The 23,047-nt window shown below is 69.2% G+C and carries 23 protein-coding genes; 11 read left to right on the forward strand and 12 right to left on the reverse strand.

The features are described from left to right. Positions 1-195: 195 nt before the first annotated feature. From AVR91_RS17415 to AVR91_RS17425, 3 genes are read left to right on the forward strand one after another with little or no spacing between them, the layout of a single operon-like run. Positions 196-1,011 carry a TrmH family RNA methyltransferase gene (locus AVR91_RS17415; RefSeq protein ID WP_063273271.1) on the forward strand — a complete coding sequence of 272 codons (816 nt, stop codon included), beginning with the start codon at positions 196-198 and terminating at the stop codon, positions 1,009-1,011. A 27-nt stretch (positions 1,012-1,038) separates the two neighbouring features. Further along, complete coding sequence (locus AVR91_RS17420; protein ID WP_063273270.1) at positions 1,039-1,641, forward strand: DUF2537 domain-containing protein; 603 nt, start codon at positions 1,039-1,041, stop codon at positions 1,639-1,641. A gap of 14 nt (positions 1,642-1,655) precedes the next feature. Continuing rightward, entirely contained in the window at positions 1,656-2,021 is a 366-nt protein-coding gene (locus AVR91_RS17425; protein ID WP_063273269.1) for an MmcQ/YjbR family DNA-binding protein, read from the forward strand. Between the two features lie 36 nt (positions 2,022-2,057). Here AVR91_RS17425 and sepH read toward each other — a convergent pair whose 3' ends face one another. From sepH to AVR91_RS17445, 4 genes are all read right to left on the reverse strand, one after another. Further along, a complete protein-coding gene (gene sepH, locus AVR91_RS17430) occupies positions 2,058-2,903 on the reverse strand; it encodes a septation protein SepH (RefSeq protein WP_063273268.1) in 846 nt (281 codons plus the stop codon). Positions 2,904-3,093: 190 nt separating this feature from the next. Further along, positions 3,094-4,260 (reverse strand): ATP-binding protein, encoded by a 1,167-nt coding sequence (locus AVR91_RS17435; protein ID WP_063273267.1) that lies wholly within the window; start codon positions 4,258-4,260, stop codon positions 3,094-3,096. Next, positions 4,257-4,916: a response regulator transcription factor gene (locus AVR91_RS17440; protein WP_037348058.1), complete on the reverse strand. Its 660-nt coding sequence runs from the start codon at positions 4,914-4,916 to the stop codon at positions 4,257-4,259. The genes AVR91_RS17435 and AVR91_RS17440 overlap by 4 nt, the downstream gene beginning before the upstream one ends. Positions 4,917-5,075: 159 nt before the next feature. Then, positions 5,076-6,878: an alpha-L-fucosidase gene (locus AVR91_RS17445; RefSeq protein ID WP_063273266.1), complete on the reverse strand. Its 1,803-nt coding sequence runs from the start codon at positions 6,876-6,878 to the stop codon at positions 5,076-5,078. Positions 6,879-7,108: 230 nt separating this feature from the next. On the opposite strand from AVR91_RS17445, the gene AVR91_RS17450 reads away from it, so the two are divergent. From AVR91_RS17450 to AVR91_RS17470, 5 genes are all read left to right on the forward strand, one after another. Further along, the gene (locus tag AVR91_RS17450; RefSeq protein WP_063273265.1) at positions 7,109-7,654 is read left to right on the forward strand and encodes a hypothetical protein; all 546 of its coding nucleotides are present in this window, start codon (positions 7,109-7,111) and stop codon (positions 7,652-7,654) included. Next, entirely contained in the window at positions 7,651-8,751 is a 1,101-nt protein-coding gene (locus AVR91_RS17455; protein WP_063273264.1) for a peptidoglycan-binding protein, read from the forward strand. Before AVR91_RS17450 ends, AVR91_RS17455 begins: the two co-directional genes overlap by 4 nt. Beyond that, positions 8,748-9,434, forward strand: coding sequence for an ABC transporter ATP-binding protein (locus tag AVR91_RS17460; protein WP_007033339.1), 687 nt, complete (start codon positions 8,748-8,750; stop codon positions 9,432-9,434). The genes AVR91_RS17455 and AVR91_RS17460 overlap by 4 nt, the downstream gene beginning before the upstream one ends. After that, entirely contained in the window at positions 9,431-10,645 is a 1,215-nt protein-coding gene (locus AVR91_RS17465) for an ABC transporter permease (RefSeq protein WP_063273263.1), read from the forward strand. Before AVR91_RS17460 ends, AVR91_RS17465 begins: the two co-directional genes overlap by 4 nt. Positions 10,646-10,725: 80 nt before the next feature. Continuing rightward, positions 10,726-11,925: a glycosyltransferase 87 family protein gene (locus AVR91_RS17470; RefSeq protein WP_063273262.1), complete on the forward strand. Its 1,200-nt coding sequence runs from the start codon at positions 10,726-10,728 to the stop codon at positions 11,923-11,925. A gap of 5 nt (positions 11,926-11,930) precedes the next feature. On the opposite strand, the gene serC is transcribed toward AVR91_RS17470, so the two are convergent. Beyond that, positions 11,931-13,058, reverse strand: coding sequence for a phosphoserine transaminase (gene serC, locus AVR91_RS17475; RefSeq protein ID WP_016337521.1), 1,128 nt, complete (start codon positions 13,056-13,058; stop codon positions 11,931-11,933). 116 nt (positions 13,059-13,174) lie between these two features. Here serC and AVR91_RS17480 point away from each other — a divergent pair, with 116 nt between their 5' ends. Further along, positions 13,175-13,492, forward strand: a complete 318-nt coding sequence (locus tag AVR91_RS17480; RefSeq protein WP_016337520.1) for a hypothetical protein — start codon at positions 13,175-13,177, stop codon at positions 13,490-13,492. 229 nt (positions 13,493-13,721) lie between these two features. On the opposite strand, the gene AVR91_RS17485 is transcribed toward AVR91_RS17480, so the two are convergent. The 7 genes from AVR91_RS17485 to AVR91_RS17515 form a co-directional block, all read right to left on the reverse strand. Next, the gene (locus tag AVR91_RS17485; protein ID WP_063273261.1) at positions 13,722-15,068 is read right to left on the reverse strand and encodes a serine hydrolase domain-containing protein; all 1,347 of its coding nucleotides are present in this window, start codon (positions 15,066-15,068) and stop codon (positions 13,722-13,724) included. A 14-nt stretch (positions 15,069-15,082) separates the two neighbouring features. After that, a complete protein-coding gene (locus AVR91_RS17490; protein WP_063273260.1) occupies positions 15,083-15,703 on the reverse strand; it encodes a response regulator in 621 nt (206 codons plus the stop codon). Further along, on the reverse strand, positions 15,700-16,854 hold the full coding sequence (locus tag AVR91_RS17495) for a sensor histidine kinase (RefSeq protein ID WP_063273259.1): 1,155 nt from the start codon (positions 16,852-16,854) through the stop codon (positions 15,700-15,702). Before AVR91_RS17495 ends, AVR91_RS17490 begins: the two co-directional genes overlap by 4 nt. Continuing rightward, positions 16,851-17,663 carry an ABC transporter permease gene (locus AVR91_RS17500; RefSeq protein ID WP_063273258.1) on the reverse strand — a complete coding sequence of 271 codons (813 nt, stop codon included), beginning with the start codon at positions 17,661-17,663 and terminating at the stop codon, positions 16,851-16,853. Before AVR91_RS17500 ends, AVR91_RS17495 begins: the two co-directional genes overlap by 4 nt. Next, complete coding sequence (locus AVR91_RS17505; protein ID WP_143254026.1) at positions 17,660-18,499, reverse strand: ABC transporter ATP-binding protein; 840 nt, start codon at positions 18,497-18,499, stop codon at positions 17,660-17,662. The genes AVR91_RS17500 and AVR91_RS17505 overlap by 4 nt, the downstream gene beginning before the upstream one ends. 84 nt (positions 18,500-18,583) lie before the next feature. Further along, on the reverse strand, positions 18,584-18,988 hold the full coding sequence (locus AVR91_RS17510; RefSeq protein WP_228709227.1) for a nucleotidyl transferase AbiEii/AbiGii toxin family protein: 405 nt from the start codon (positions 18,986-18,988) through the stop codon (positions 18,584-18,586). A 67-nt stretch (positions 18,989-19,055) separates the two neighbouring features. Then, positions 19,056-19,652: a TetR/AcrR family transcriptional regulator gene (locus AVR91_RS17515; protein ID WP_063273257.1), complete on the reverse strand. Its 597-nt coding sequence runs from the start codon at positions 19,650-19,652 to the stop codon at positions 19,056-19,058. Positions 19,653-19,810: 158 nt separating this feature from the next. Here AVR91_RS17515 and AVR91_RS17520 point away from each other — a divergent pair, with 158 nt between their 5' ends. Both AVR91_RS17520 and AVR91_RS17525 read left to right on the forward strand, forming a co-directional pair. Next, positions 19,811-21,310, forward strand: a complete 1,500-nt coding sequence (locus tag AVR91_RS17520) for an MFS transporter (RefSeq protein ID WP_063274246.1) — start codon at positions 19,811-19,813, stop codon at positions 21,308-21,310. Positions 21,311-21,346: 36 nt separating this feature from the next. Then, complete coding sequence (locus tag AVR91_RS17525) at positions 21,347-23,038, forward strand: SDR family oxidoreductase (protein WP_063274247.1); 1,692 nt, start codon at positions 21,347-21,349, stop codon at positions 23,036-23,038. Positions 23,039-23,047 lie beyond the last annotated feature (9 nt).

The raw sequence follows: 23,047 nt of genomic DNA on the forward strand, positions 1-23,047 counted from the left end.
CCACGCTCCGCGGGATCCAGGCGGGACTGCCAGGCGGCCCAACGGTTTCACGCATCGCTGTCGCCCGGCTAGCGGCCAAACTGGTGCTCTCTGTCACTAGGGGTTAACTGACAGCAAAATACCTCCGTTCGTACCACCTACCCTTCGACGTTCGGACGCAAACACCGCGCAGGGGGCGGATGACACACTCTGCGGGTGGCCGAACTGATCACCATCGACGACGCGGGCGACCCGCGGCTCGACGATTTCCGCGACTTGTCCACAGCCGATCGGCGTCCCGATAGGCCGGGTGGGCGTGGCCTTGTGATCGCGGAGGGCACCGTCGTGGTCGAGCGCCTGCTCGAATCCCGCTATCCGGTCCGCTCCCTCCTCGGCGTCGAGCGGCGATTCCACGAATTGGGCGGAGCCCTGGACGCGGTCGACGTCCCCGGTTACGTGACTTCGGCCGAGACGATGGCCGACGCGGTCGGATTCCATCTGAACCGCGGGATCCTGGCCGTCGCCGACCGGCCCGTTCCGCCGCCGTCGGTGGAAGACGTCATCGACGGCGCACGGGTGCTCGCGATCCTCGAAGGCGTCGGTGACCACGAGAACCTCGGTTCGCTGTTCCGCAACGCGGCCGCGCTCGGCGTCGACGGGATCCTGCTCGGCGCCGGCTGTTCGGATCCGCTGTACCGGCGCAGTGTCCGCGTCTCGATGGGGCATGTCCTGCGCGTCCCGTTCGCCACCTTCGGATCTTGGCCCGGCGACCTGGAATTGCTGCGAGACCGCGGTTTCCGCATCGCCGCCCTCACCCCGCGTGCGGATTCCGTTTCGCTGCGCCGGTTACGGGACCGGACACCCGGGAAGGTCGCGTTGATGCTGGGCGCGGAGGGCCCCGGCCTGACGGACGAAGCCATCGCCGCCGCCGACGTCGCGGTGCGGATCCCGATGCCGGAAGGCGTCGATTCGCTGAATGTCGCCACGGCGGGCGCGATCGCGTTCTACGAGACGCGTCCACCGCTATCGTGAGCACCCGAGCGATCACGAGGAGAACCCATGGAATTGCGGATCCGTGAGGGACGCGCGGTGCTGGCCGGGCCGGGCGGCGACAGCGCGCGCGAGGTCGACCCGCATTCACTCGCGATCGGTTCGGATCTCGCTCAGGCGCTGCACGAATGGGCCAGGGTCGCCTCCGCCGTCGGCACCTCCGGCACCGAAGCCGCTTCCGTGGTCTCGCAGCGAGGGCGCCAGCTCGCCCAGCGGGTCGCCGCCACGATGGGCACGTCGGTGCGGTTCGTCGACCCCGTCTCCGGCGACGGCGTCGTCATCGACCCGCCCGCCCCCGCACCCCGCAGCGAACTCGCACGCCGTCTCTTCGGCACGCCGGACCCGGCAGGGGAGCCGACACCGTGGCTGACCGGGCTGACGGTCTCGGCGTTCGTCGCGGCCGTGGTCGTCGTGGCGATGCTGGCACTGGCGAACACCCTCGCGCGCGAGACCAACGGCTGGCTCGCGCTGCTCGCGTCCGCCGTCGTGACCGCCGGGATCACGCCGTCGCTGTGGCTCTCGCGGCGGGTGCCGATCGTGCGGTGGGCGTCCTTCGGCGCGGCCGCGGGGATCGTGATCGCGTGGATCGGCGTGCTGATCGTCGTCTTCTGAGGATACTGGGATCCATGGCCGGAGATCCGCTCGATTCACTCAGACGGCTTTGTCTCGCGCTGCCGGAAACGTCCGAGCGGCTCAGTCACGGCGAGCCGACCTGGTTCGTGCGCGGCAAGAAGACGTTCGTCATGTACGCGGACCGGCATCACGACGACAAGGTCGCCTTCTGGTGCCCGGCGCCGCCCGGGGCGCAGGAGGAACTGGTGGGCGCCGAGCCGGAGCGGTTCTTCCGGCCGCCGTATGTCGGCCATCGGGGGTGGCTCGGGGTGCGGCTGGACACCGACGTCGACTGGGCCGAGATCGAAGAGATCGTCACCGACGCGTATTGCCTCGTGGCACCGAAATCCCTGGTCGCGCAGGTCCCCGGACGCACGTAATGGCCCCTCCACCGGAAGGGGCCACTACGTGCGGATTCAACCTCGTTGTGATCGGACGCCCAGGAGGACGTCTTCCCAGGATGGGACGATGGGGTGGTTCTTCTTCCCCTTCGCCCGTGGAGCGGGTTCGGCCACTTCGTCCGGCTCGTCAGCCGGAAGTGGTGGCTCGGCATCTTCTTCGGGCTCGGCTATCGGCGCGTCGATCACCTTCGCGACCGGTTCGTCCGGGACCGAATCGAGAGTCGGCTGGACGACCGCGTCCTTGCCGGGCTCCAGTGCCCGTACCGTGCGCGGGGCGCGGTAGGCGTTGGGGTTGAGCAGGACTTCTGCGTTTTCGTCGAGGGCCTGCACGGTGCCGCCGTGCGCGCCGGGCGCGAACGCCCAGTGCGCGCGGTTGTCCGAACGGCCCGCCTTCCAGCTCAGCACGACGACCCACTTGCCGTCGTCGCCTCGCCAGGAGTCCCAGGTCGCCTGGCTGTAGTCGTGACCGCGCTGCCCAAAGGAGTGCGCGACGACCTCGCCGAGGGTCTGGACGTCGGGGCCGTCCTCACGGACCGGGTGGGCCCGCTGGGCCAGCTCGGCGGTGCGGGATCGTTCGAGCAGGACCGGGTACGCGAACCGCTCGACGCGCTGCACAGTGACGCCGGCGCTGCTCGCGACCTGCTCCACGGACTCACCGGCCCGGATTCGTGCCTGGATCTCGCGTGGCCGCATTTGGCTCTCCAACTCGATTTCGATCTGGCCGAGGCGGGTGATGTCACCCCTCGCCGCCGCTCGCAGCCTCTCATCCGCGGGGAGCAGGAAGCGCGTGCGGCTCGCCGGGTCTTCGCACACGATGGACTTACCGTCCTCGTGCAGCCCGACCACCCGTAGCGCTCGCATTCTCGCCTCCCCGATTCTTCACCATTGTGGGTGTCCACGTTAAAACGGCGCGTCGCCTTGACGTGTGAGGCGCGCCGATGTCATGTGTCCTGCTCACTATTTTGTTCATGACGGCAAGGGGAATTCTGCGGGAGCGAAAGGCGGCTCGCCGCGTGACGCGCCGGACACGCACAGTCACGATCGGGGGAATCTACGGCAGCCGCACCCGGACGACCAGTCCGCCGCCGCGGCCACCCGGTTCCGCCCCCGCCGTCCCGCCGTGCGCCTTCGCGATGGACCGGACGATCGACAGGCCGAGCCCGGCGTTGCGAGAGTCGCCGGTGCGGTCGCCCGAAAGCCGGCGGAACGGCTCGAACAGGGCGGGGACGGCGTCCAGCGGCACCTGCGGGCCGGTGTTGCGCACCACCAGCGCCGGATCGCCGCCGATGTCGATGTGGATCCAGCCGCCCTCGCGGTTGTAGGTGATGGCGTTGTGCACGAGGTTCGTGACCAGCCGTTCCAGCAGCACGGGATCGCCCGACACCGTCCGCGGCCGCAGCCGCGACTCCACCGTAACCCCCGCCTCCTCGGCCATGGCCGACGCCGACCGGATCACCGTCGCCGCGACCTCGTCCAGCCGCACGGGGGTTCGCGCGGTCAGGCCCCGGTCGCTGCGGGCGAGCACGAGCAGGCCTTCGATCATCCGTTCGCTGCGTTCGTTGGTGTAGATCAGGTGCTCGCCGAGTTTCCGGACCTCGGGGCCCGCGTCGGGGTCGGCCATCGCGACCTCGACCAGTGTCCGCTGCACCGCGAGCGGGGTCCGCAATTCGTGGGAAGCGTTGGCGACGAAGCGTTTCTGGCTGTCGAACGACACGGCGAGCCGGTCGAGCATGCCGTCGAAGGTGTCGGCGAGTTCCTTGAGTTCGTCGTCGGGGCCGTCGAGGTCGATGCGCCGGTCGAGGTTCTCGACCTCGAGTTTCCGTGCCGTCGAAGTGATCGCGTGCAACGGCCGCAGCACGCGGCTCGCCATCAGCCAGCCGAGCAGTACCGCGAGCCCGCCGGCGATCGCCAGCGCCACCAGTGATTGCCACAGCAGGGTCGAAAGGACGTCCGAGCGGTATTCGGTGATCGAGGTCGCGACCAGCTGCGTGGCCTGGGCGCGCTCGACCGGGAGGATGGTCGTCGTGTCCAGCGGATACGCCCTGGCGACCTCGAATTGGGCCCCGGCGGTCGCTCCGTTCGCGAAGGTGGTCGTGTCCGGCAGGGTCGAGCTGACCAGCAGGTAGTTGACGATGAGCAACGCGAGCCCGACGAGCAGGAACGCGCCGCCGTAGAGCGCCGTCAGCTTGGTGCGGACGGAGAGCCGGAGCGGTTTCACGACCCGAACCGGTAACCCGCGCCGGGCACGGTCTCGATCAGCGGCGGTTCGCCGAGTTTGCGCCGCAACGTCATCATCGCCACGCGGACGGCGTTCGTGAACGGGTCGGCGTGTTCGTCCCACGCCTTCTCCAGCAGTTCCTCGGCGCTGACCACGGTCCCTTCGGCGCGCATGAGCACCTCCAAGACCGCGAATTCCTTGGGGGACAAGGGAAGGAACCGGCCGTCGCGGGACGCCTGGTGCCGGGGCAGGTCGAGGACGACGCCGCCGCGTTCCAGCACCGGCGGCAACGCCGGCCGCGCGCGCCGCGAGAGCGCCTGCACCCTGGCGACGAGTTCGGCGAACGCGAACGGTTTCGTCAGGTAGTCGTCGGCGCCGAGGCCCAGCCCGGCGACCCGGTCGTTGACGTCGGCCGCGGCCGTCAGCATGAGGACCCGCGCTTCGCCGCCGGTCCCGATCACGGCGGCGCAGACTTCGTCGCCGTGCACGACGGGGAGGTCCCTGTCGAGCACGACGACGTCGTAGCCGTGCACCCCCACCCGGTCCAGGGCCTGCGCGCCGTCGTAGCAGACGTCGACGGCCATGGAGAACCGTCGCAGGCCCTCGGCGATCGTGTCCGCCAGGAGCCGCTCGTCTTCCACCACCAGCACTCTCACCTGGCCAGTCTGCCCCGTGAGGGGGTAAGCGGGGGATAAGCGTGGATCATCCGGCCGGGTGGTCCGGGGGTTGCGAAAGCCACTTTCGCAACGTTCAAGGTTGCGAAAGTGGCTTTCGCAACGTCACTTCGCGTCGCGTGTTCCGGCTTCGAGCACGCGTCAGCCGGCCGGGTGCAACTGCCGCGCCGGGATCACCTGCTGCGGAGTGTTCGGGCTCGACCACAGCAGCTTCATCGACGCCTCCCCGCCGCGTTCTGTGTGTTCGAGCCGGATCGCGTACGACCGACCGGCGACCAGGTCGAGAGTCGCTTTGTCGACACTCGGTCCGTGGGGTGTGGTGTTGTCGATCAGGAGTTTCCCGTCGACCCACAGCCGCACGGTGTCGTCCGAGACCGTGGTGAACGTGTACTTCCCGGTGTCGCGCGCGGTGACCTGCCCGGTCCAGCGCGACGAGAAGGTCTCCGCCGGGATCCTCGCGTCCGGTGAGCCGGTGAACTTCCAGTTGTGGTTCACGCCCGGCTCGACCCGGCGCACCGCCGGTGTCCCGGTGAAATCCGCGTTCGGCCAGTATTCGGCGGTCAGCCCGGTCCCGCGCCCGGCGGGCGCCTGCGGCAGCGGGTCGACACTCAGCTCGATGACGGTCGCGATGTCGTTCGTCCGGCCGCCCGACGGCGTGAGCTTCACGCTCCCGGGCGACTGCTCGACCCGCACGCGCTGCCGGCTGCCGAGCACCCGCGCGTCACGGACCCGGAAAGGCGCCAACGCGTCGAGCGTCAGCGAGCCGCCCGAAGCGGGCCAGTCGAACACCGACGCGTACAGCTTGTCGCCGCGACGGCTGACGACGCCCCAGCCCGGTTCGGCGACCAGCCCCGGCGCGCCCGCCCCGTAGACGGCGGCGGACTGGCCGTTCGTTCGCAGCCATTGGCCCATCTGCTTCAGCCTGTCGATGGATTCGCGCGGCACCCGGCCGTTGCGATCAGGGCCGACATTGAGCAGGAAGTTCCCGCTGCGCCCGGCGATCGAAAGCAGTTTCCTGGTCAGATCCGTCGAGGACTTCCAGTTGTGGTCCCAATCGGTGTAGCCCCAGCTGCCGTTGAGGGTCATGCACGATTCCCACAGCTGCCCGTCGACCGGCTTGTCCGGGATCTCCTGTTCGGGCGTGCCCGTGTCGCCGTCGACCACCCGCCGTTTGCCGACGCGGTTGTTGACCACAATGGACGGATCGAGGCTCCGGACGTAGGCCTCCAGCTCCTCGCCGTCCCTTTCCGTCCAAGGGTTGTTGGGCCGGTCGGTGCTCCATTCGCCGTCGAACCACAACACCGCTGGATGGTAGTTGTCCACGAGTTCCTTGAGCTGGGCGTACATCCGCTCCTTGTACTTCGGGAACGTCGCGGGGTCCGGGAAGTCAGGGTCGTGCCAATCCCAGATCGAGTAGTAGAAGCCGAGTTTGACGTCGCGCGCGGCCGTCGCGCGCTTCAGTTCGGCGAGGATGTCGCGCTTCTTGTCGAACGCCGAGTGGTCGCGGAGGTTGAACTTGTTGACCTTCGTCGGCCACATCGCGTAGCCCTCGTGGTGCTTCGAGGTGATCACCACGTACTTCTGCCCGGCGTCCTTCGCCGACTGCGCGATGGCGTTCGCGTCGAAACCGGCGGGGTTGAACTTCGCGGCGATCTGTTCGTATTCGGCGCGCGGGATCTGACAGTTCCGTTGGATCCATTCGGCGTCCTGGCAAACGCTTCCATCAGGGCGGGTGTACTTCCCCTGGAGCTGCGAGTACGCGCCGAAGTGGATGAACTGGCCGAAGCGGTCGTCGCGCCACCAGCGCGTCCGGTCGGCGGTGAACGGGTCGTCGTAGGCGTGGTCGGACGGGAGTGGCGCGGCTTCCGCGGCGGGCACGACGCCCAGTGCGGTGGTCGCGATGACGAGGGCCGCCAGGGCCCGGAGTGGCTTGCGGCGATTCATGCACTCCTCCTCGCTGAGGTGTGGACGTCGCGGACTTTAAGAAGCCAGAGGTCGGATGTGAACCCCCAGAAGGTCCATTCCGGAGCTAGTTCACCCGGAAAGACGGCAGAAAGATCCGATCTCTGTCCCGCTGACTGGGACGGTAAGCGCGGTATAAGCAACATCGCTTACCGCCCCGGAATCGCCGTCTCCGTAGAAATCGGGGCGCCAAGACGACCGAAGGAGCAGCGATGCGGAAACGACCCATGGCGGTACTGATCGCCGGAGCGGTCTTCGCGCTCGTGGCCGGTTGCGGTGGTGGCGGGGACGGCGGCGACAAGGTCGCCTCGATCTCTTCCCCGCCCGCCGCCGGCACGGGCGACGGTAAGCAGGCGGACAACGTGTCCGACGAGGAGAAGTTCCGCAATTACCGGAAATGCATGCGTGAGCACGGGATCGAGATGCCGGAGCCCAAACCCGACGGCAGCGGGCAGGACGCGGTCACCTTCGACGCGCGTGAGATGCCGGACGAGAAGAAGATGAACGCCGCGAGTGAGGCGTGCGGCAAGCTGCTGCCGAACGGCGGCGAGATGAAACCGCCCACGCCGGAAGAGCTCGACAAGATGCGCAAGGACGCGAAGTGCATGCGTGAGCACGGCATCGACTTCCCGGACCCCGATCCCAGCGGAAAGGGCGCCGCCATGACGCTGGACGCGGGTAGCGACCCCAAGAAGTTCGAAGAAGCGGCGAAGGCCTGCGGTCTCGGCATGAGCATGAGGGCGGCCCCGGCGAAATGAGCGAACACGAAGGACCCGGCGGTGCACGGCGGTCGCGCCGGGCGCGCTGGTTCATCATCGCGGCGGTCCTCGTCGTCGTGGTCGGGACGATGTCCGTGGTCGTGCTGACCAGGGTGGCCTCCGAGGCTCAGCAGGTCGGGCAGGCGCCGCCGCCGGTCGAGACCGCGAAGGTCGAGAAGACCGACCTGCAAGAGGAAGAGGAAGCGAACGGAAAACTGGGCTACGGCGAGGAAAACTCCCTCGCCGGCCGGAAACAGGGCACCATCACCTCCCTGCCGGACGCGGGCGCGGTGCTCACTCGCGGCAAGGCCGTGTACGGCGTCGACGCCAAACCCGTCCCGCTGTTCTACGGCACGCTGCCGTTCTTCCGCGACCTCGCCGACGGGGCCGCGGACGGCCCGGACGTCAAGCAGCTGGAAGAGAACCTGAAGGCGCTCGGTTTCGGCGGTTTCGGCACGCCCGACAAGAAGTTCACCTCCGCCACCGCCGCCGCGCTCAAGAAATGGCAGAAGTCGCTGGGCCTGGAGCAGACCGGCGCGTTCGGGCAGGGCGACGTCGTCCTCGCGCCCGGGGAGATCCGGGTTTCGCAGCTCGCGGCGCAACTCGGCGGCCCCGGCGGCGGCGAACTGCTGAAGTACACCGGCACCGAGCGCGTCGTCGAGGTCAAACTCGACGCCGACAAGCAGGCCATCGCGAAGGCGGGGGACAAGGTCGGCGTCGACATCACCGGCGGCAAGACCACGACCGGCGTGATCAGCGAGGTCGGCAAGGTCGCGGAGAACGGCAAGGACGGTGCCGGGCAGGACGACGGCAAGCCGAAGATCAAGGTGAAGATCAAGCTGGACGATCCGGCCGCGGCGGGATCGCTCGACTCGACACCGGTGTCCGTGCGGTTCACCAAGGAAGTCCACAGTGGAGTGCTGGCGGTCCCGGTGGGGGCGCTGCTCGCGCTCGCCGAGGGCGGATACGCCGTCGAGGTCGACGAAGGCGGCAAGCGGCGTCTCATCGCGGTGAAGACGGGCCTGTTCTCCAACGGGCGCGTCGAAGTCACCGGTACCGGCCTCGCCGCCGGGATGCGGGTGGTGACGACGTCATGACCCCGGTGCTGGCCGTGCGCAACGCCTCGCGCACCTATCCCGGCGGCGTGCGCGCCCTGCACGAGGTGACACTGTCCATCGAGGACAGGGAGATGGTCGCCATCCTCGGTCCGTCCGGTTCCGGCAAGTCGACGCTGCTGCAGCTGATGGGCACGCTCGACCGGCCGACCAGCGGCGTCATCGAACTGCGCGGGCACGACGTGGCGAAACTGCCCGACCGCAAGCTTTCGGCGTTGCGGTCGCGGTGGATCGGGTTCGTGTTCCAGCAGTTCTTCCTCAGCGAGGGGGTGAGCGCGGTCGACAACGTCGCGACGGGCCTGCTGTACGCGGGGGTGCCGCGGCGGAAACGGCGCGAGCGGGCGCTGGCCGCGCTCGACCGCGTCGGGCTCGCGCATCGGGCGGGGCATTTCCCGAACGAGCTCTCCGGCGGGGAACGGCAGCGGGTGGCGATCGCGCGGGCGGTCGTCAACTCGCCGTCGATCCTGCTGGCCGACGAGCCGACGGGGAACCTCGACACGGGCAACGGCGCGGCGATCCTCAACCTGCTGGCCACGCTGAGTTCGCAGGGGACGACGGTCGTGATCATCACGCACGACCGGGAGATCGCGGCGGGTATCCCGCGGCGCATCGAGCTGCGGGACGGCCGGATCCGGCTCGACACCGGGACGGGGGTGCTGGTGTGAGCGCGCCCGTCCTCGACAAGACGCCGGATCCGGCCCGGCTCGGCCCGCGTGACGTGCTGAGCCTCGGCGCGCACGGGATGCGGACGCGGCCGATGCGGGCGGTGCTGTCCGCGCTCGGCATCGGGATCGGGATCGCGGCGATGGTGGCGGTGCTCGCGATCCCGGCGTCGGGCGCGAAGGCGTTGCAAGACCAGCTGGCCGCGCTGGGCACCAACCTGCTCACGGCGGGCCCGGGCAAGACGCTGTTCGGCGGTGACGCGACTCTGCCGGACAGCGCGGTGCCGATGGCGAAGCGGATCGCGCCGGTCACGGCGGCGTCCGCGACCGGGACCACCGGCGGGACCGTGCGGCGCACGGACAAGATCGACAAGGGCGAGACGTCCGGCCTCGGGGTCTACGCGGCGACGCCGGATCTCCTCGACGTCATCGGCGGCGCCGTCCGCGATGGGCAGTTCCTCCGGGACGCCACCCGCGACTATCCGGTCGTCGTGCTCGGTTCGGTCGCGGCCGCGCGGCTCGGGATCGACCACATCGACCCGGCCAGACCGCCGCAGGTGTACATCGACGGGAAGTGGTTCACCGTGGGCGGGATCCTCGGGCCGACGCCGCTGGCGCCCGAGATCGAGCGTTCGGTACTGGTCGGCTGGGATGCCGCCAAACGGCTCCTCGACTTCAAGGGCCACCCGACGACCGTGTACGTGCGGGCGAAGGATTCGCAGGTCGAGAACGTGCGGTCGGTGCTCGCGCAGACGATGAATCCGCAGGCGCCGAACGAGGTCGAGGTCCGTCGCCCGTCGGAGGCGCTGGAGGCGCAGAAGCTGACGGAGAACACCTACAGCGCACTGTTCCTCGGGCTCGGCGGGGTGGCGCTGCTGGTCGGCGGCGTCGGGGTGGCCAACACGATGGTGATCTCGGTGCTGGAACGGCGCCGGGAGATCGGCCTCCGTCGCGCGCTCGGCGCGACGAAACGGCAGGTGAGAGGCCAGTTCCTGGCCGAGTCGGTGCTGTTGTCCGGGCTCGGCGGGATCGCCGGGGTGCTGGCCGGGGTGCTGGTGACGTCGGGGTACGCGCTGAGCCAGGGCTGGCCGGCGGTGCTGCCCGTCGGCGCCCTGCTCGGCGGCGTCGGGATCTCGGCACTGGTCGGTGCCGTCGCCGGTGCCTACCCGGCGATGCGCGCGGCGCGCCTGCCCCCGACCCAGGCCCTCGCCTAGCTCGCGTTTCGTCCTCTGGATGCGGTGGTCCGCCGCATCCAGAGGACTGAACGCGGAATGGCGGTGGGTAATCTCGCCGGGTGCTGGTGGGATTGTCGGGGCGGAAACTCGCGGGGGCGTTGCTCGCGCTCGAAGCCGTCGTGGTCGGCGTGCTGTTCACGCTCAAGGTGTTCGACGGCCAGGACCTCGAGGTCTACATCGGCGGCGCGCGGCTGCTCGTCGACTCAGGCGACCCGTACGGCGCGTGGGTGCAGACGCACGGCGGCTGGCTGCCCTTCACCTACACGCCGTTCGCGGCGGCGGTGTTCCTGCCCGGCACGCTGTTGTCGGCCGCGCTGGCCACGCGGCTGGTCGGGCTCGCGTCGATCATCGCGGGCGGGATCGTCGTCTATCTTTTCGTCGCGACGCTCAACGGTTCGCTCACCGACCGTGCGAACGTCCGTGGCCGCGCCATCGCCGTCCTGGCGGCGATCGGGGCACAGGCCGTCGGCGGGATCATGGAGCCGGTCCGCTCGACGCTCGGCTTCGGCCAGGTGAACACGCTGCTGATGCTGCTCGTCGTGCTCGACGCCCTCCTGCCGGGCCGCGCGCGCACGAAGGGCCTGCTGATCGGCGTCGCCGCGGCGATCAAGCTGACGCCGGCCTTCTTCATCCTGTTCTTCTTGTTCCGCAAGGACTTCCGCTCCGCCGCCAGGGTGGTGGCCGGTTTCCTCGGCGCGGGCCTGCTGATGTTCCTGACCGCGCCCGGCGCGTCGGCGCGGTTCTGGACGGACATCCTGTTCGACACCAGCCGTATCGGCGATCGCGGTTACGTCGGCAACCAGTCCCTGCGCGGGATGCTCGCGCGGTTCGGTCTCGGCTCGGCCGAAGACGTCGTCTGGGTGCTGGCGTCGATCGTCGTGGTCGCGCTGACCGCGTTCCTGATCGTGCGCGTCGCGGAGCCGGTGTTCGCGCTGACCGCGTGTGCCGTCGGCGGGCTGCTGGTGTCGCCGGTTTCGTGGACGCATCACTGGATCTGGTGTGTGCCGATCCTCGCACTGCTGATCTGGTCGCGCTCGGCCGTCTCCTACGTGCTCGCGGCCGTGACGGTGGCGTTGTTCGTGATCGCGCCGATGTGGCTCGCGCCGCGGCCCGCCGGGAGCTTCGGCTGGTGGCTGGCGACGGAGTCCTACATCCTGTACGGCCTGGTCCTGCTCGCCCTGGCCGCAGCCTTCCGCAAGTCCGTGAAGGCCTCCTTGAGGGACTCTGGGTCCCTCAAGGAGGCCTTCACGGACAGCTAGCTAGCTCAGCCCAGGCGCTCGACGACGTACTCGATGCTCTGGGTCAGCTTCGTGATGTCGTCCGGGTCGATGGCCGGGAACAGGCCGACGCGCAGCTGGTTGCGGCCCAGCTTCCGGTACGGCTCGGTGTCGACGATCCCGTTGGCGCGCAGCACCTTCGCCACCGCGGCGGCGTCCACCTCGTCGGCGAAGTCGATGGTGCCGACGACCTGCGAGCGCAGCGACGGGTCGCTGACGAACGGCGTCGTGTAGCCGGTCTTCTCGGCCCATTCGTACAGCCGGGTCGACGAGTCGCGGGTCCGCGAGGTCGTCCACTCCAGGCCACCGTTCGAGTTCATCCACTCGATCTGGTCGGCCAGCAGGAACAGCGTCGACACCGCCGGGGTGTTGTACGTCTGGTCCTTGCGGGAGTTGTCGAGCGCCGTGGTCAGCGACAGGAACTCGGGGATCCAGCGGTCGCTCGCGCCGATCTCGCCGATGCGCTCGACGGCCGCGGGCGAAGCCAGCGCGATCCAGAGGCCACCGTCGGAGGCGAAGGACTTCTGGGGCGCGAAGTAGTAGACGTCGAAGTCCTCGGCCTTGACCGGCAGGCCGCCCGCGCCGGAGGTGGCGTCGATGGCGACGAGGGCGCCTTCGCTGCCTTCGGGGCGGCGGACCGGCACCGCGACACCGGTCGAGGTCTCGTTGTGCGCCCAGCCGACCAGGTCGGCGCCGGCCTCGTAGGCGATCTCGGGCGCGCTGCCCGGGTCGGCCTTGACGACGATCGGGTCGGCGAGGAAGGGGGCGCCCTTGGTCACCGTGGCGAACTTCGAGGAGAACTCGCCGTAGGTGAAGTGCTGCGCACGTTCGCGCACGAGCCCGAACGCGGCGGCGTCCCAGAATGCGGTCGTCCCGCCGTTGCCGAGGACCACTTCGTAGCCTTCGGGCAGGGAGAACAATTCGGACAGACCCGCACGCACGCGGCCGACGAGGGACTTCACCGGCTTCTGACGGTGCGACGTGCCGAGGTAGGTGGCACCGGATTTCGCCAGGTTGGCGAGCTGCTCGTCACGGACCTTGGACGGTCCGCAGCCGAAGCGGCCATCGGCAGGCTTCAGGTCCGCGGGGAGGGTCAACTCAGGTGCGTCGGTCATGTGCCCAGTCTCTCAGGTCGGGATGACCCTGCTGAAAGTCGGTGCCGCGTGTCCGGTATGTGGGATCGGACAACTCGTGCCCGCCGGTGCACCCCGCACGGGTAGCTTCTCGCCTCATGGCGACAGTGCACGAGCGATTCCCCCTGGCCCCCGAGGCGTTGTGGCAGGCCCTTCCGAACGGGGTCACGGCGGTCAAGGGGAAGAACCCTTTCTACGACGCGGCCGCGGGCTACGTCACCTTCTCCACCAGCATGGGCCTCTTCAGCTACGGGCAGACGGTCACCGTGAAGGTGGAGCGGACGACGGAGGGCTCCGGGCTGGCGATCCAGACGAGCTTGAAGTTCGGCTTCGTCGACTGGGGCGAGGGCAAGCGCATCGCCCGCAAGTTCATCGCGGCCGTCGGCGCGGCGGTCGGGCACACCCCGGCGGCCTGATGTGGTCGTGAGTGGCGATTCGGGTCCTCTTTGAGCCGAGGGTCGAACGTGGCGTGTTCTCGGGCGGGCCGATGGTGGGATGAAGGCTCCCTTCGCCGCGTCTGATGCGGTAAAGGGAGCCTTCGTCCTTGGTCCGGCGCGTGTCGTGTCGTCCATCCAGTCACGCGTGTCGTCCGCCGGATCACGCGTGTCGTCCGGTCGATCACGTGAAATCGGCGGTGCTGGACCGTTAGCGCCAGCCCTCGGGGTCGACGCCACCCGGGATGGGCGCGGCCGGGTCGAACGGGGTCCGCGAGAAGATGAACGTCGCGAGGTCGAGGTGGTTCGGCTTCCCCGCCGCGTCCCGCCCGACCCGCAGCGTTTCGCCCGCGTAGTAGGCGTCGAGGCCGACCCAGGTGTCCTCGCCCACCGGCGCGAACCGCGACGCGCGGCCGGGGCCGTCGGTCGGCGCGAGGGAGAACAGGCCGCCCGGGAGTAGCCGCAGGTGGTACGGCGTCGGCCCCCAGTGCCACAACCCGGTCAGTTCCAGCAGCTTCGGGTCCACAGTGGACGGTTGCCACTCGGCGGGCATGGACGGCTCGTGCTGTTCGGTCAGGTTCATCAGGTCGAGGCACAGCTGCGTGATGCCGACGCCCGCCGTCGAGTTCGTCAGCACCAGCGCGCCGATGCCGGCGTTCGCGTCGACCAGCGAGCAGGCGAGGAACCCCGGCATCGAGCCGGTGTGCCCGGCCAGCCGCCTGCCCTCCGTGCGGACCAGCATGACGCCGAGACCGAACCCGGTGCTCCAGGTGTCGCCGTCGTCCACGGTGACCATTTCGCGCATCTCGGCGACGGTCTGCTCGCTCAGCACGCCGCCGGTGTGCCCGCCGAGGAACGCCGTCCAGCGGGCGAGGTCGGTGGCCGTCGACCACAGCTGGCCGGCGGGGGCCATCGCGCCCGCGTCCGGCGACGGCTCCGGCATGAGGAGATCGGCGAAGGGATGCACGGCGAACCCGTCCGCGTGCGCGCCTTCCGGATGCGGCGAGGTCCGGGTCATGCCGAGCGGGCCGAGGATCTCGGCGCGGACGACGTCGAGCCACGACTGCCCCCGGTGCCGGGCGACCAGCTCGCCGAGCACGCCGTAGCCGACGTTGCTGTAGTGGAACCGGCTGCCCGGCCGCAGCCGCGTCGCGCCGTCCTTGAGGCTCTCGACGAGCGCGTCCCAGTCCGCGCCCACGGTGCGCTCCCACCAGGAACCGGGCGATTCCGCGGTCAGGCCCGAGGTGTGCGACAGCAGCTGCGCGATGGTGGCCGAGCCGAACGAGGTGCCGGGCAGGTGCTGCTCCAGCGGGTCGTTGAGATCGAGCTTGCCTTCGTCGCGCAGCCGCATGACGGCCGTCGCGACGAGTGTCTTGGTGATCGACCCGAGCCGGTACTGCGTGTCGGCGCCCGGTGTCTCGCCGCCGACGCGTCCGCGCCCTCCGGACCAGGCGAGTTCCCCGTCGCGGACGACGGCGGCGACGATGGACGGGGTGCGGCACGAGGATTGCTCGTGCGCGAGGCGGCGAAGCAGCGCCATTTCGGTCGTGGCAAGCATGGGACGCATTCTGCCTACCCGAGCAGTCCCAGTCGCATAGCGGTGGTCACAGCGGCCGTGCGGTCCGAAACGTCCAGTTTCCCGAACACGCGCAGCAGATGGGTCTTGACCGTCGCCTCGCTGATGTGGAGCGTGCGGCCGATGTCGGCGTTCGTGCTTCCCCTCGCCACCAGCCGGAGCACCTCGATCTCGCGCGCCGACAAGGGCGACGCCGTCGGGTTGCGCACCCGGTTCACCAGCTTCCCGGCGACCGAAGGCGCCAAGACCGTCTCGCCGCGCGACGCGGCACGAATCGCACCGGCGAGCTCCGCGCGCGAAGCGTCCTTCAACAGGTAGCCGGAGGCTCCCGCTTCGACCGCGCGCAGGATGTCCGCGTCCGTCTCGTAGGTGGTGAGCACGACGACCCGCTGATCCGGCCGGTCGGCGAGGATCTTCCGCGTCGCGCCGACGCCGTCGAGCCCGGGCATCCGCAGGTCCATCAGGATCACGTCCGGCTGCTTGACCCGGCTGAGCGCGACGGCCTCGTCGCCGGAACCCGCTTCCCCGACGACGCTCAGATCCGGCTCGGCCTCCAGCATGCCGCGCAGGCCTTCCCGCACCACGGGGTGATCGTCGACCAGCATGATCGTGATCACGCGGGCACCTCCAGTTCCAGTGTCGTCCCCGCCCCGGGTTCGCTCTTCAGCGTCACGATGCCACCGACCTGATCGGTGCGCGTGCGCATCCCCGCCAGGCCGAAGCCGCCGGTGGGCGCGGTGGGGTCGAAGCCGATGCCGTCGTCCGTGACGCCGAGCCGAACCCGTCCGTCCACAATGGACAGGCGGCACGAGACGCGAGTGGCGTGCGAATGCTTGCGGATGTTGCTCAACGCCTCCTGTGCCGCTCGCAGGAGGACGACCTCCGTGGACATCGGGAGCGCGGGCAGCGGGCCGTCGGCCTCGATCGACGCCTCGATCCCGGTCTCCTCGGTCAGTCGTTCCACCTGACGCCGCAAGGCTTCCTCCAGCGAAGCGGCGGCGAGCGCCGACGGCCCCTGCGCCGCGACCATCGCCCGCGCCTCGGCCAGGTTCTCCCGAGCCGTCCGCGCCGCGAGCTCCAGGTGACGGCGGGCCGCCTTCGGATCGGTGTCCATTTCGGACTCGATGGCCTGGGTGAGCGTGACGATACTGGTGAAACCCTGCGCCAGCGTGTCGTGGATCTCGCGGGCCATGCGCTCGCGTTCGGCGGCCGTCCCCGCCTCCCGCGAGAGCCGGGAAACCTCTGCCTGGCTGGCTCGCAGCTGGTCGATCAGCGCGGCCCTGCTCTTGCTCTGCTCGATGATCTGGGTGGTGTAGCGGCCGGCGAGGAGGCTGAAGATGATCAGGATCGCCGTCATCGGCAGCAGGACCGGCTGCTCGTCGAGCCCGCCGCGGACGAGCAGCGACGCCGGGCTCGACAGCACCGCCGCCGTGGTGAGGATCGACGCGGCTTTCGTCGGCATCGTCATGTACAGCACGGGGCAGCCCAGGAAGAGGACGAAGCTGGAATTGCCCGAAGCGAAGACCGCGCCCAGCGTGAAGAGCATCATCATCCCGGCGAACAGCCACGGTGTGTGCTCGTACTCGGGCCCTTTGATGAGACGACGCCCCTGGACCAGGTAGGTGAGGCCGAGGCCGGCCAGGCACAGGAGCGCGACCGTCTTGTTCGTCGTCGTCCCGTCGTCGAGAACCACCAAGGCCGTCGTCGCGACGAAGGTGACCCCGAACAGGACCTCCCACAGCCAGTAGAACCGCTCCCAGGCGTTCACTTGCCTTCGTTCGACCAGCGGAACGTCAGTTTCGCCAGCAGCAGCCCCGCGGCGCACCACGCCGTCAGCACCAGTGCCACCATCGGTAGTTCCCATGTCCCCGCCATTTCCTGACTCGCGGCCTCGGCCGGCAGGAACACCGAGCGGAAGCCCTGGCAGATCCACTTCACCGGGAAGAACGAAGCGATGTCGACCATAACCTTCGGCAGGTTGGTGATCGGCGTGACGAACACCCCGGAGATGAACTGCAGCGCGATGTAGATCAGATTGGCCACGGCGACCGCGCCGCTGACCGATTTGGTCACCGAGCCGAGCGCGATGCCCAGCAGCGTGCAGCTGGTGACACCGAGCAGGAAGACCCAGGCGGCGGTCAGCAGTTTCACCGGATCGGTGGGCAGGCTCAGGTCGAACAGCAGGACACCGACGACCGACATCAGCACGACCTGGGCGACACTCGTCACGCCGACCAGGACGATCTTGCCGATGAAGTAGGACGCGGCGGGCATCGGCGTACCGCGAAGCCGTTTCAGCGCACCGGCTTCACGGTCCGCCGCCAGGCCGATACCGACGCTGTTGAACGACGTCGAGACGATGCCGGAGCCGATCATGCCCGCGGCCAGCACCTGCCCGGTGGTGATCGCCATCCCGGGCATCGAGGAGTTCAGCATCGAGCCGAGCAGGATCATCAGCAGGGACGGGAAGGCGAAGGTGAAGATCACCTGCTCCCGCAGCCGGAAGAACTGCTTGATCTCCGCGGCGCCTCGGACGAGACCGAGCGAGAAGGTGCCCGGGAGGGTCAAGGTGCTCATCGGGCTTCTCCGATCAGGTCGAGGTAGATGTCTTCGAGGGTGGGGCGGTGGACGGTCAGCTCCGACGGCTCGCGTCCGTCGGCCGAGAGCTCGCGGATCAGCTTGGCCGGGAAGTGGGTGCGCTCCAGGTGGGCACCGCGCTCGTCGGTCCAGCGGACGGTGGCCGCCGCGGTGGCGCGGCCGCCGAGCGTCTGCGGGGTCCCCTCGGCGACGATCGCCCCGCGCGTGATGACCGCGACCCGGTCGGCCAGCGCCTCGGCCTCGTCCAGGTAGTGCGTGGTGAGCAGGATCGTGGTGCCCTCGCGGGCGAGACTCCTGATCAGCTCCCAGAACCGGCGCCGGGCCGCCGGATCGAATCCGGTCGTGGGCTCGTCGAGGAACACCAGCTCGGGCCGCCCGACGATCCCGAGCGCGACGTCCACGCGACGCCGTTGCCCACCGGACAGGCTTTTGACGCGGGCACCGGCCTTCTCGGTCAGGCCGACCTTCTCGATCACTTCCTCGGTGTCACGAGGGTTCGGGTAGTAGCGGGCGAAGTGCCGGACGGTCTCGGCGACGGTGAGCTCGGCGGCGTCGCCGGCCGTCTGCAACACGATCCCGAGCCGCGCCCGCCAGGCCCGGCCCGCCGTGCCGGGATCCTCGCCGAGGACGTCGACCTCGCCTTTCGTTCTTTTGCGATGGCCCTCCAGGATCTCGACCGTCGTCGTCTTGCCCGCGCCGTTGGGGCCGAGCAGCGCGAACACCTCGCCCTGCTCGATGTCGAGGTCGATCCCCCCGACGGCCGTGTGGCCCGGGTACTCCTTGCGCAGGCCACGCACTTTCACCGCTTTGTTCATACGTCGATCGTGCTTCAGCGGGCCGTTGTCCCGGGACGACCGCAGGACTGAACCCGGCTGTCAACCGATCGATGGACACCGGTGTCACCGCCAGGCTCGTCCTCCGGGGTTCCACCGCCCTGTCGGAGGAGTCGTGTGGAGAAGAGGGGTGATGAAAGCGTCCGCGAGGTCACGCACACCTTCGAGTGTCCGGAATTCGGCGGGGAGGGCGCGGACGCCTTGGGCGGCTTTGCGATAGCCGCCCTTCCAGGAACGAGGATCGGGGGCCTCGAACCTGGAGGGTGGAACCACGACCATCCCGCGTCCGCGGCGGCGGGCGATCTCGTCGTGAAGGATCTCGTGGGTCTCCTTGCCAGGCATGGGCGACTTCAACGCGAACAGGGCGAGATCGACGAGATCCTTGTAGCGGGTGGACGGGTGGCCGCCGACCTGATGACGCTCGTACATCGCACAGATCTTTTCGGCGACGTGGTCTTCGATCGGGAACATCCTGGCTTCCGGCCAAGGAGCGCAATCACTGGTGAAGGGAGGCAGCGTTAGTTACATCCAGACGTAACTAACGCTGCACTGGCGGAGTCAGGAGGGTGCGCACGGAGGTTTCGAGGGACGGCAGGAGTGCGGCCGGGTCGGTCGAGGTGAGCATCCGGTTCGCGAAGCCGTCCGAGAGGGCGAGGACGGCATTTGCCAGGTCGCTCGCCGCGAGGTCGTCCCGGACGTGGCCTTCCGACTGCGCTTTCGAGAGGTATTGCGTCGTGATCTCCGCGAGCTCGTCGTAGCCGGTGCGGATGAATTCGGCCCAGGACGGCCGGACGGCGGCGCGGGCGGTGAAGGCGTTGATGACGATCACCTCCGCGCGGCGCTGCTCGTCGAGCGGCATCGCCTCGAAAAGCAGGCGCAGCAGCAGATCCAGCAGGTCGCCGGACTGATCGAGGGTTTCCCAGCGTTGTTCCAGGAACTCGCTCGTCATGTCGAGGGCGAAGCGGAACAGGTCTTCCTTGGTGGAGAAGTATTTCTGCACCGCGCCCGCGGACACCCCGGCTTCGACGGCGACGGAGCGCACGCTGACGGCCTCGACGCCTTTGCGCGCGACGATGCGCAGGAGGGCGCCGGCGATCTCCCGGCGGCGTTCGGCGCGGTCCACGATCTTCGGCACGAACGCGTCCTCCTCTCCTGTGGCGGGTCGGTCGGGTGGGTCGTGAGTGGCGTTTCGGGTTCTAACCCGAAACGCCACTCACGACCACCTGCACCTGGACCGCCTTGCCTTGCCGCCACTTTATAGAATACAGTCGTATCCGAACAAGGGGGACTGGGGTGGACGAGGTAGCACACAAGAAACGCGCCGAGGAGAACCAGCTCGCCGCCGCGCTGACCAAAGGCCCGGCGGAGGTGCTCGATTTCCTCCTGCCGCTGTGGGTGGGGAGCCAGCTCGGCGCGTCGGCCGCCGAGGTCGGGGCGTTGACCGCCCTGGAGACATTGGTGTCGTTCGTGGTCCGCCCGATCGCGGGTTCGCTCGCCGACCGGTTCGACCGGGGCCGGATCGCGGCCGTCGGCGCTGTCCTCTATGGACTGTCCTTTGTGGTCTACGCGGTGACGCCGGGCATCGGGGTCGCCTATCTGGCGGCGGTTCTCGGCGGCGCGGGTGGCGCGCTGTTCTGGGTCGCGTTGCGGGCACGGGCCGGGGAGGGGCTCGCGACGGACGACGGCGCGTTCAGCAAGCTGTTCGCGGCCGAGGGCGGCGGCACGTGGATCGCCTTCGTGGTCGCGCTGACCGCGATCGCCTGGATCGATTACCGGGGTGTGTTCTGGCTCGGCGCGGCGGCCTGCGCGGTGGCCGCGATGGTCCTGCTGGGCGCGAAGTCCGCGCAGGTACGCGAGGTGGACGCGCCGCGGCTGCTGCAACTGGGCAAGAGAATGCGCCCGATGCTCGCGCTCGTCGCGTTGACCGCGATGGCCGAGGCCGGCGTCGCCCTGTTGCTCCTGATGCACTTGCAACGCGGGCATCAGCTCCAGCTCGGCGAGATCGCGGCGGTCTTCATCCCCGGCTTCATCGTGTACAGCCTGCTGCCGGACTACCTGCACGGCTTTGTCCGCAAGGTCGGCCGGACGCGGGTGCTCGCGCTGGCGATGGTGGCGAGCGCGATCTTCGCCGCCGGGCTGTCCTTCGCGCCGAGCCCGCCGGTGCTCGCGGTCATGTGGGTTCTGTCCGCGGCGGCGTTCGCGGCGGCCATCCCGGTCGAGCAGGCGGTGGTCGCCGAGGCGGCCGGGCTGAGCCTCGGCCGGGCGATGGGGATCTACGAGAGCGCGACGCTACTCGGAGCGACGGCCGGAACCTTTCTCGCGGGACAGCTCTACGGCTCGGACGCCGGATGGCGGGTCGCCTGCTTCGGCGCGGCGGGGCTCCTGCTCTTCGGATCGTTCGTGGTTCGTGCCGCCGTACGGCGTGTCGGAGTTGCGGAGTTTCCCGTGGAACCACGAAAAACGGTGTCACAAAAGGAAAAGCCGGTACCCCGCACGATCGAGGACGGCCCACAAGCGGCCGAATCGGTGATGGAGGAGGCGAACAAGCGCGCGAACCCGCTCCGGAACTGGGCGATCCACGCCGGGGTCTACATCGTCGCGCAGGTGGCTCTGGCTGTCGCCGGCCACAGTTGGCCCGCCGAAGCCTTGTTCGGCGGCCCCCACCCGGCCGACTGGTACTGGAACTCCAGTGGTCACTGGCTGTTGAACCTCGGGCGCATCTGGACCTTCGTCCTCGTGATCGACACCGTATGGACCTTCGGCCGTGCGCTCTTCGGAAAGCGACCTTATTGACAAGTTGTCTAACATGACACCATGTCTCACAAGCGGGTGACGGCCAGCGACGGTGTCCGCCTTTCGGTCCGGGTGACCGGCGTCGACGACGCGCCCACGGTGGTGCTCGTCCACGGCTATCCGGACAACGGGTCCATGTGGGACGGCATCGCCGCCCTGCTGGAACGCCGCTACCGGGTGGTCGTCTACGACGTTCGCGGCGCGGGCCGCTCGGACAAGCCTTCGGGACGCACGTCCTACAAATTGGACCAGTTGTCCGAAGATCTCGCCGCGGTCGTCGACGAGGTCCAGCCCGAGGGCAAGGTCCACCTGCTCGCACACGACTGGGGCTCCATCCAGACCTGGCATTCGGTCACCGGTGACAGGCTCCGAGGACGGCTCGCGTCGTTCACCTCGATCTCCGGGCCGAGCCTCGACCACGCGGGTGCGTGGTTCCGCGCGCAGGTGCGCCCGAGCCCGAAACGGCTGAAGAACGCGCTCGTCCAGTGGGCGCATTCGACCTACATCCTCGGCTTCCAGATCCCCCTGATCCCGCAGGTGCTCTGGCGCACCGGCGCGATGGGCGCGCTGATCGGACGGATGGATCCGGCGGCCGCCGCGCCTTCCACTTCGGACGGTCTGTACGGCCTCAACCTCTACCGCGCCAACATGTTCACGCGCCTTTCCCGGCCGAGGCCGCGGCCGGCCGAAATCCCGGTGCAGGTGCTCGCGCCCACCGGCGACAAGTTCGTCACCACGCCGCTGCAGACCGAGATCGAGCGCTGGGCGCCGGACCTCCGGATCCGCCGGATCGTCGGCACGCACTGGGTGGTCCGCGAGAAACCGCGGGTGATCGCCGACGCGACCGCCGAGCTGATCGACCACGTCGAAGGCGGCGAGGAGAGCCGTGCGCTCAAACAAGCCAGGACGAAAGGCTTCGCGCACAAGCTCGTCGTGATCACCGGCGCCGGCAGCGGGATCGGCCGCGCGACGGCGCTCGCGTTCGCGGACAAGGGCGCGGACGTCGTCATCACCGACATCAACGGCTCCGCCGCCGCCGACACCGCGAAACTGCTGCGGGACAAGGGCGTCAATGTCGGCGAGTACACAGTGGACTCCTCCGACGCCGAAGCGGTGGAGAAGTTCGCTCAGCGGGTCAAGGAGGAGTTCGGCGTCCCGGACATCGTCGTCAACAACGCGGGGATCGGACTGTCCGGCCCGTTCCTCGACACGACGGTCAAGGACTGGGAACGCCTCATCGACGTGAACCTGTGGGGCGTCATCCACGGCTGCCGCGTCTTCGCCGAGCAGATGCGGGAACGGGCCGAAGGCGGCCAGATCGTCAACGTCGCCTCCGCCGCCGCGTACCTGCCGTCGAAGATTCTTTCCGCCTACGCCACCACGAAATCCGCCGTGCTGACGCTGAGTGTCTGCCTGCGGGCGGAACTCGCGGCGGAGAACATCGGCGTCACCGCGATCTGTCCCGGCATCGTGAACACGAACATCACCAGCACCACCCGTTTCGTCGGCGTCGACGACATCGAGCAGAAGCGCCGCCAGAAGTCGAGCAGCAAGCTGTACGCGAAGCGCGGCTTCGGCCCGGAGAAGGTCGCGCGCGACATCCTGCGCGCCGTTGAGAAGGACAAGGCCATCCAGCCGTCGACGCCGGAGGCCAAGGCCGCGCTCGTCCTCTCCCGGCTCACCCCCGGACTGCTGCGCGCCGCGGCGAAACTGGACGTCACCCCGTGACCGGACGTC

Source organism: Amycolatopsis keratiniphila subsp. keratiniphila (genome assembly GCF_001620365.2).
Taxonomy (GTDB): Bacteria; Actinomycetota; Actinomycetes; order Mycobacteriales; family Pseudonocardiaceae; genus Amycolatopsis; species Amycolatopsis keratiniphila.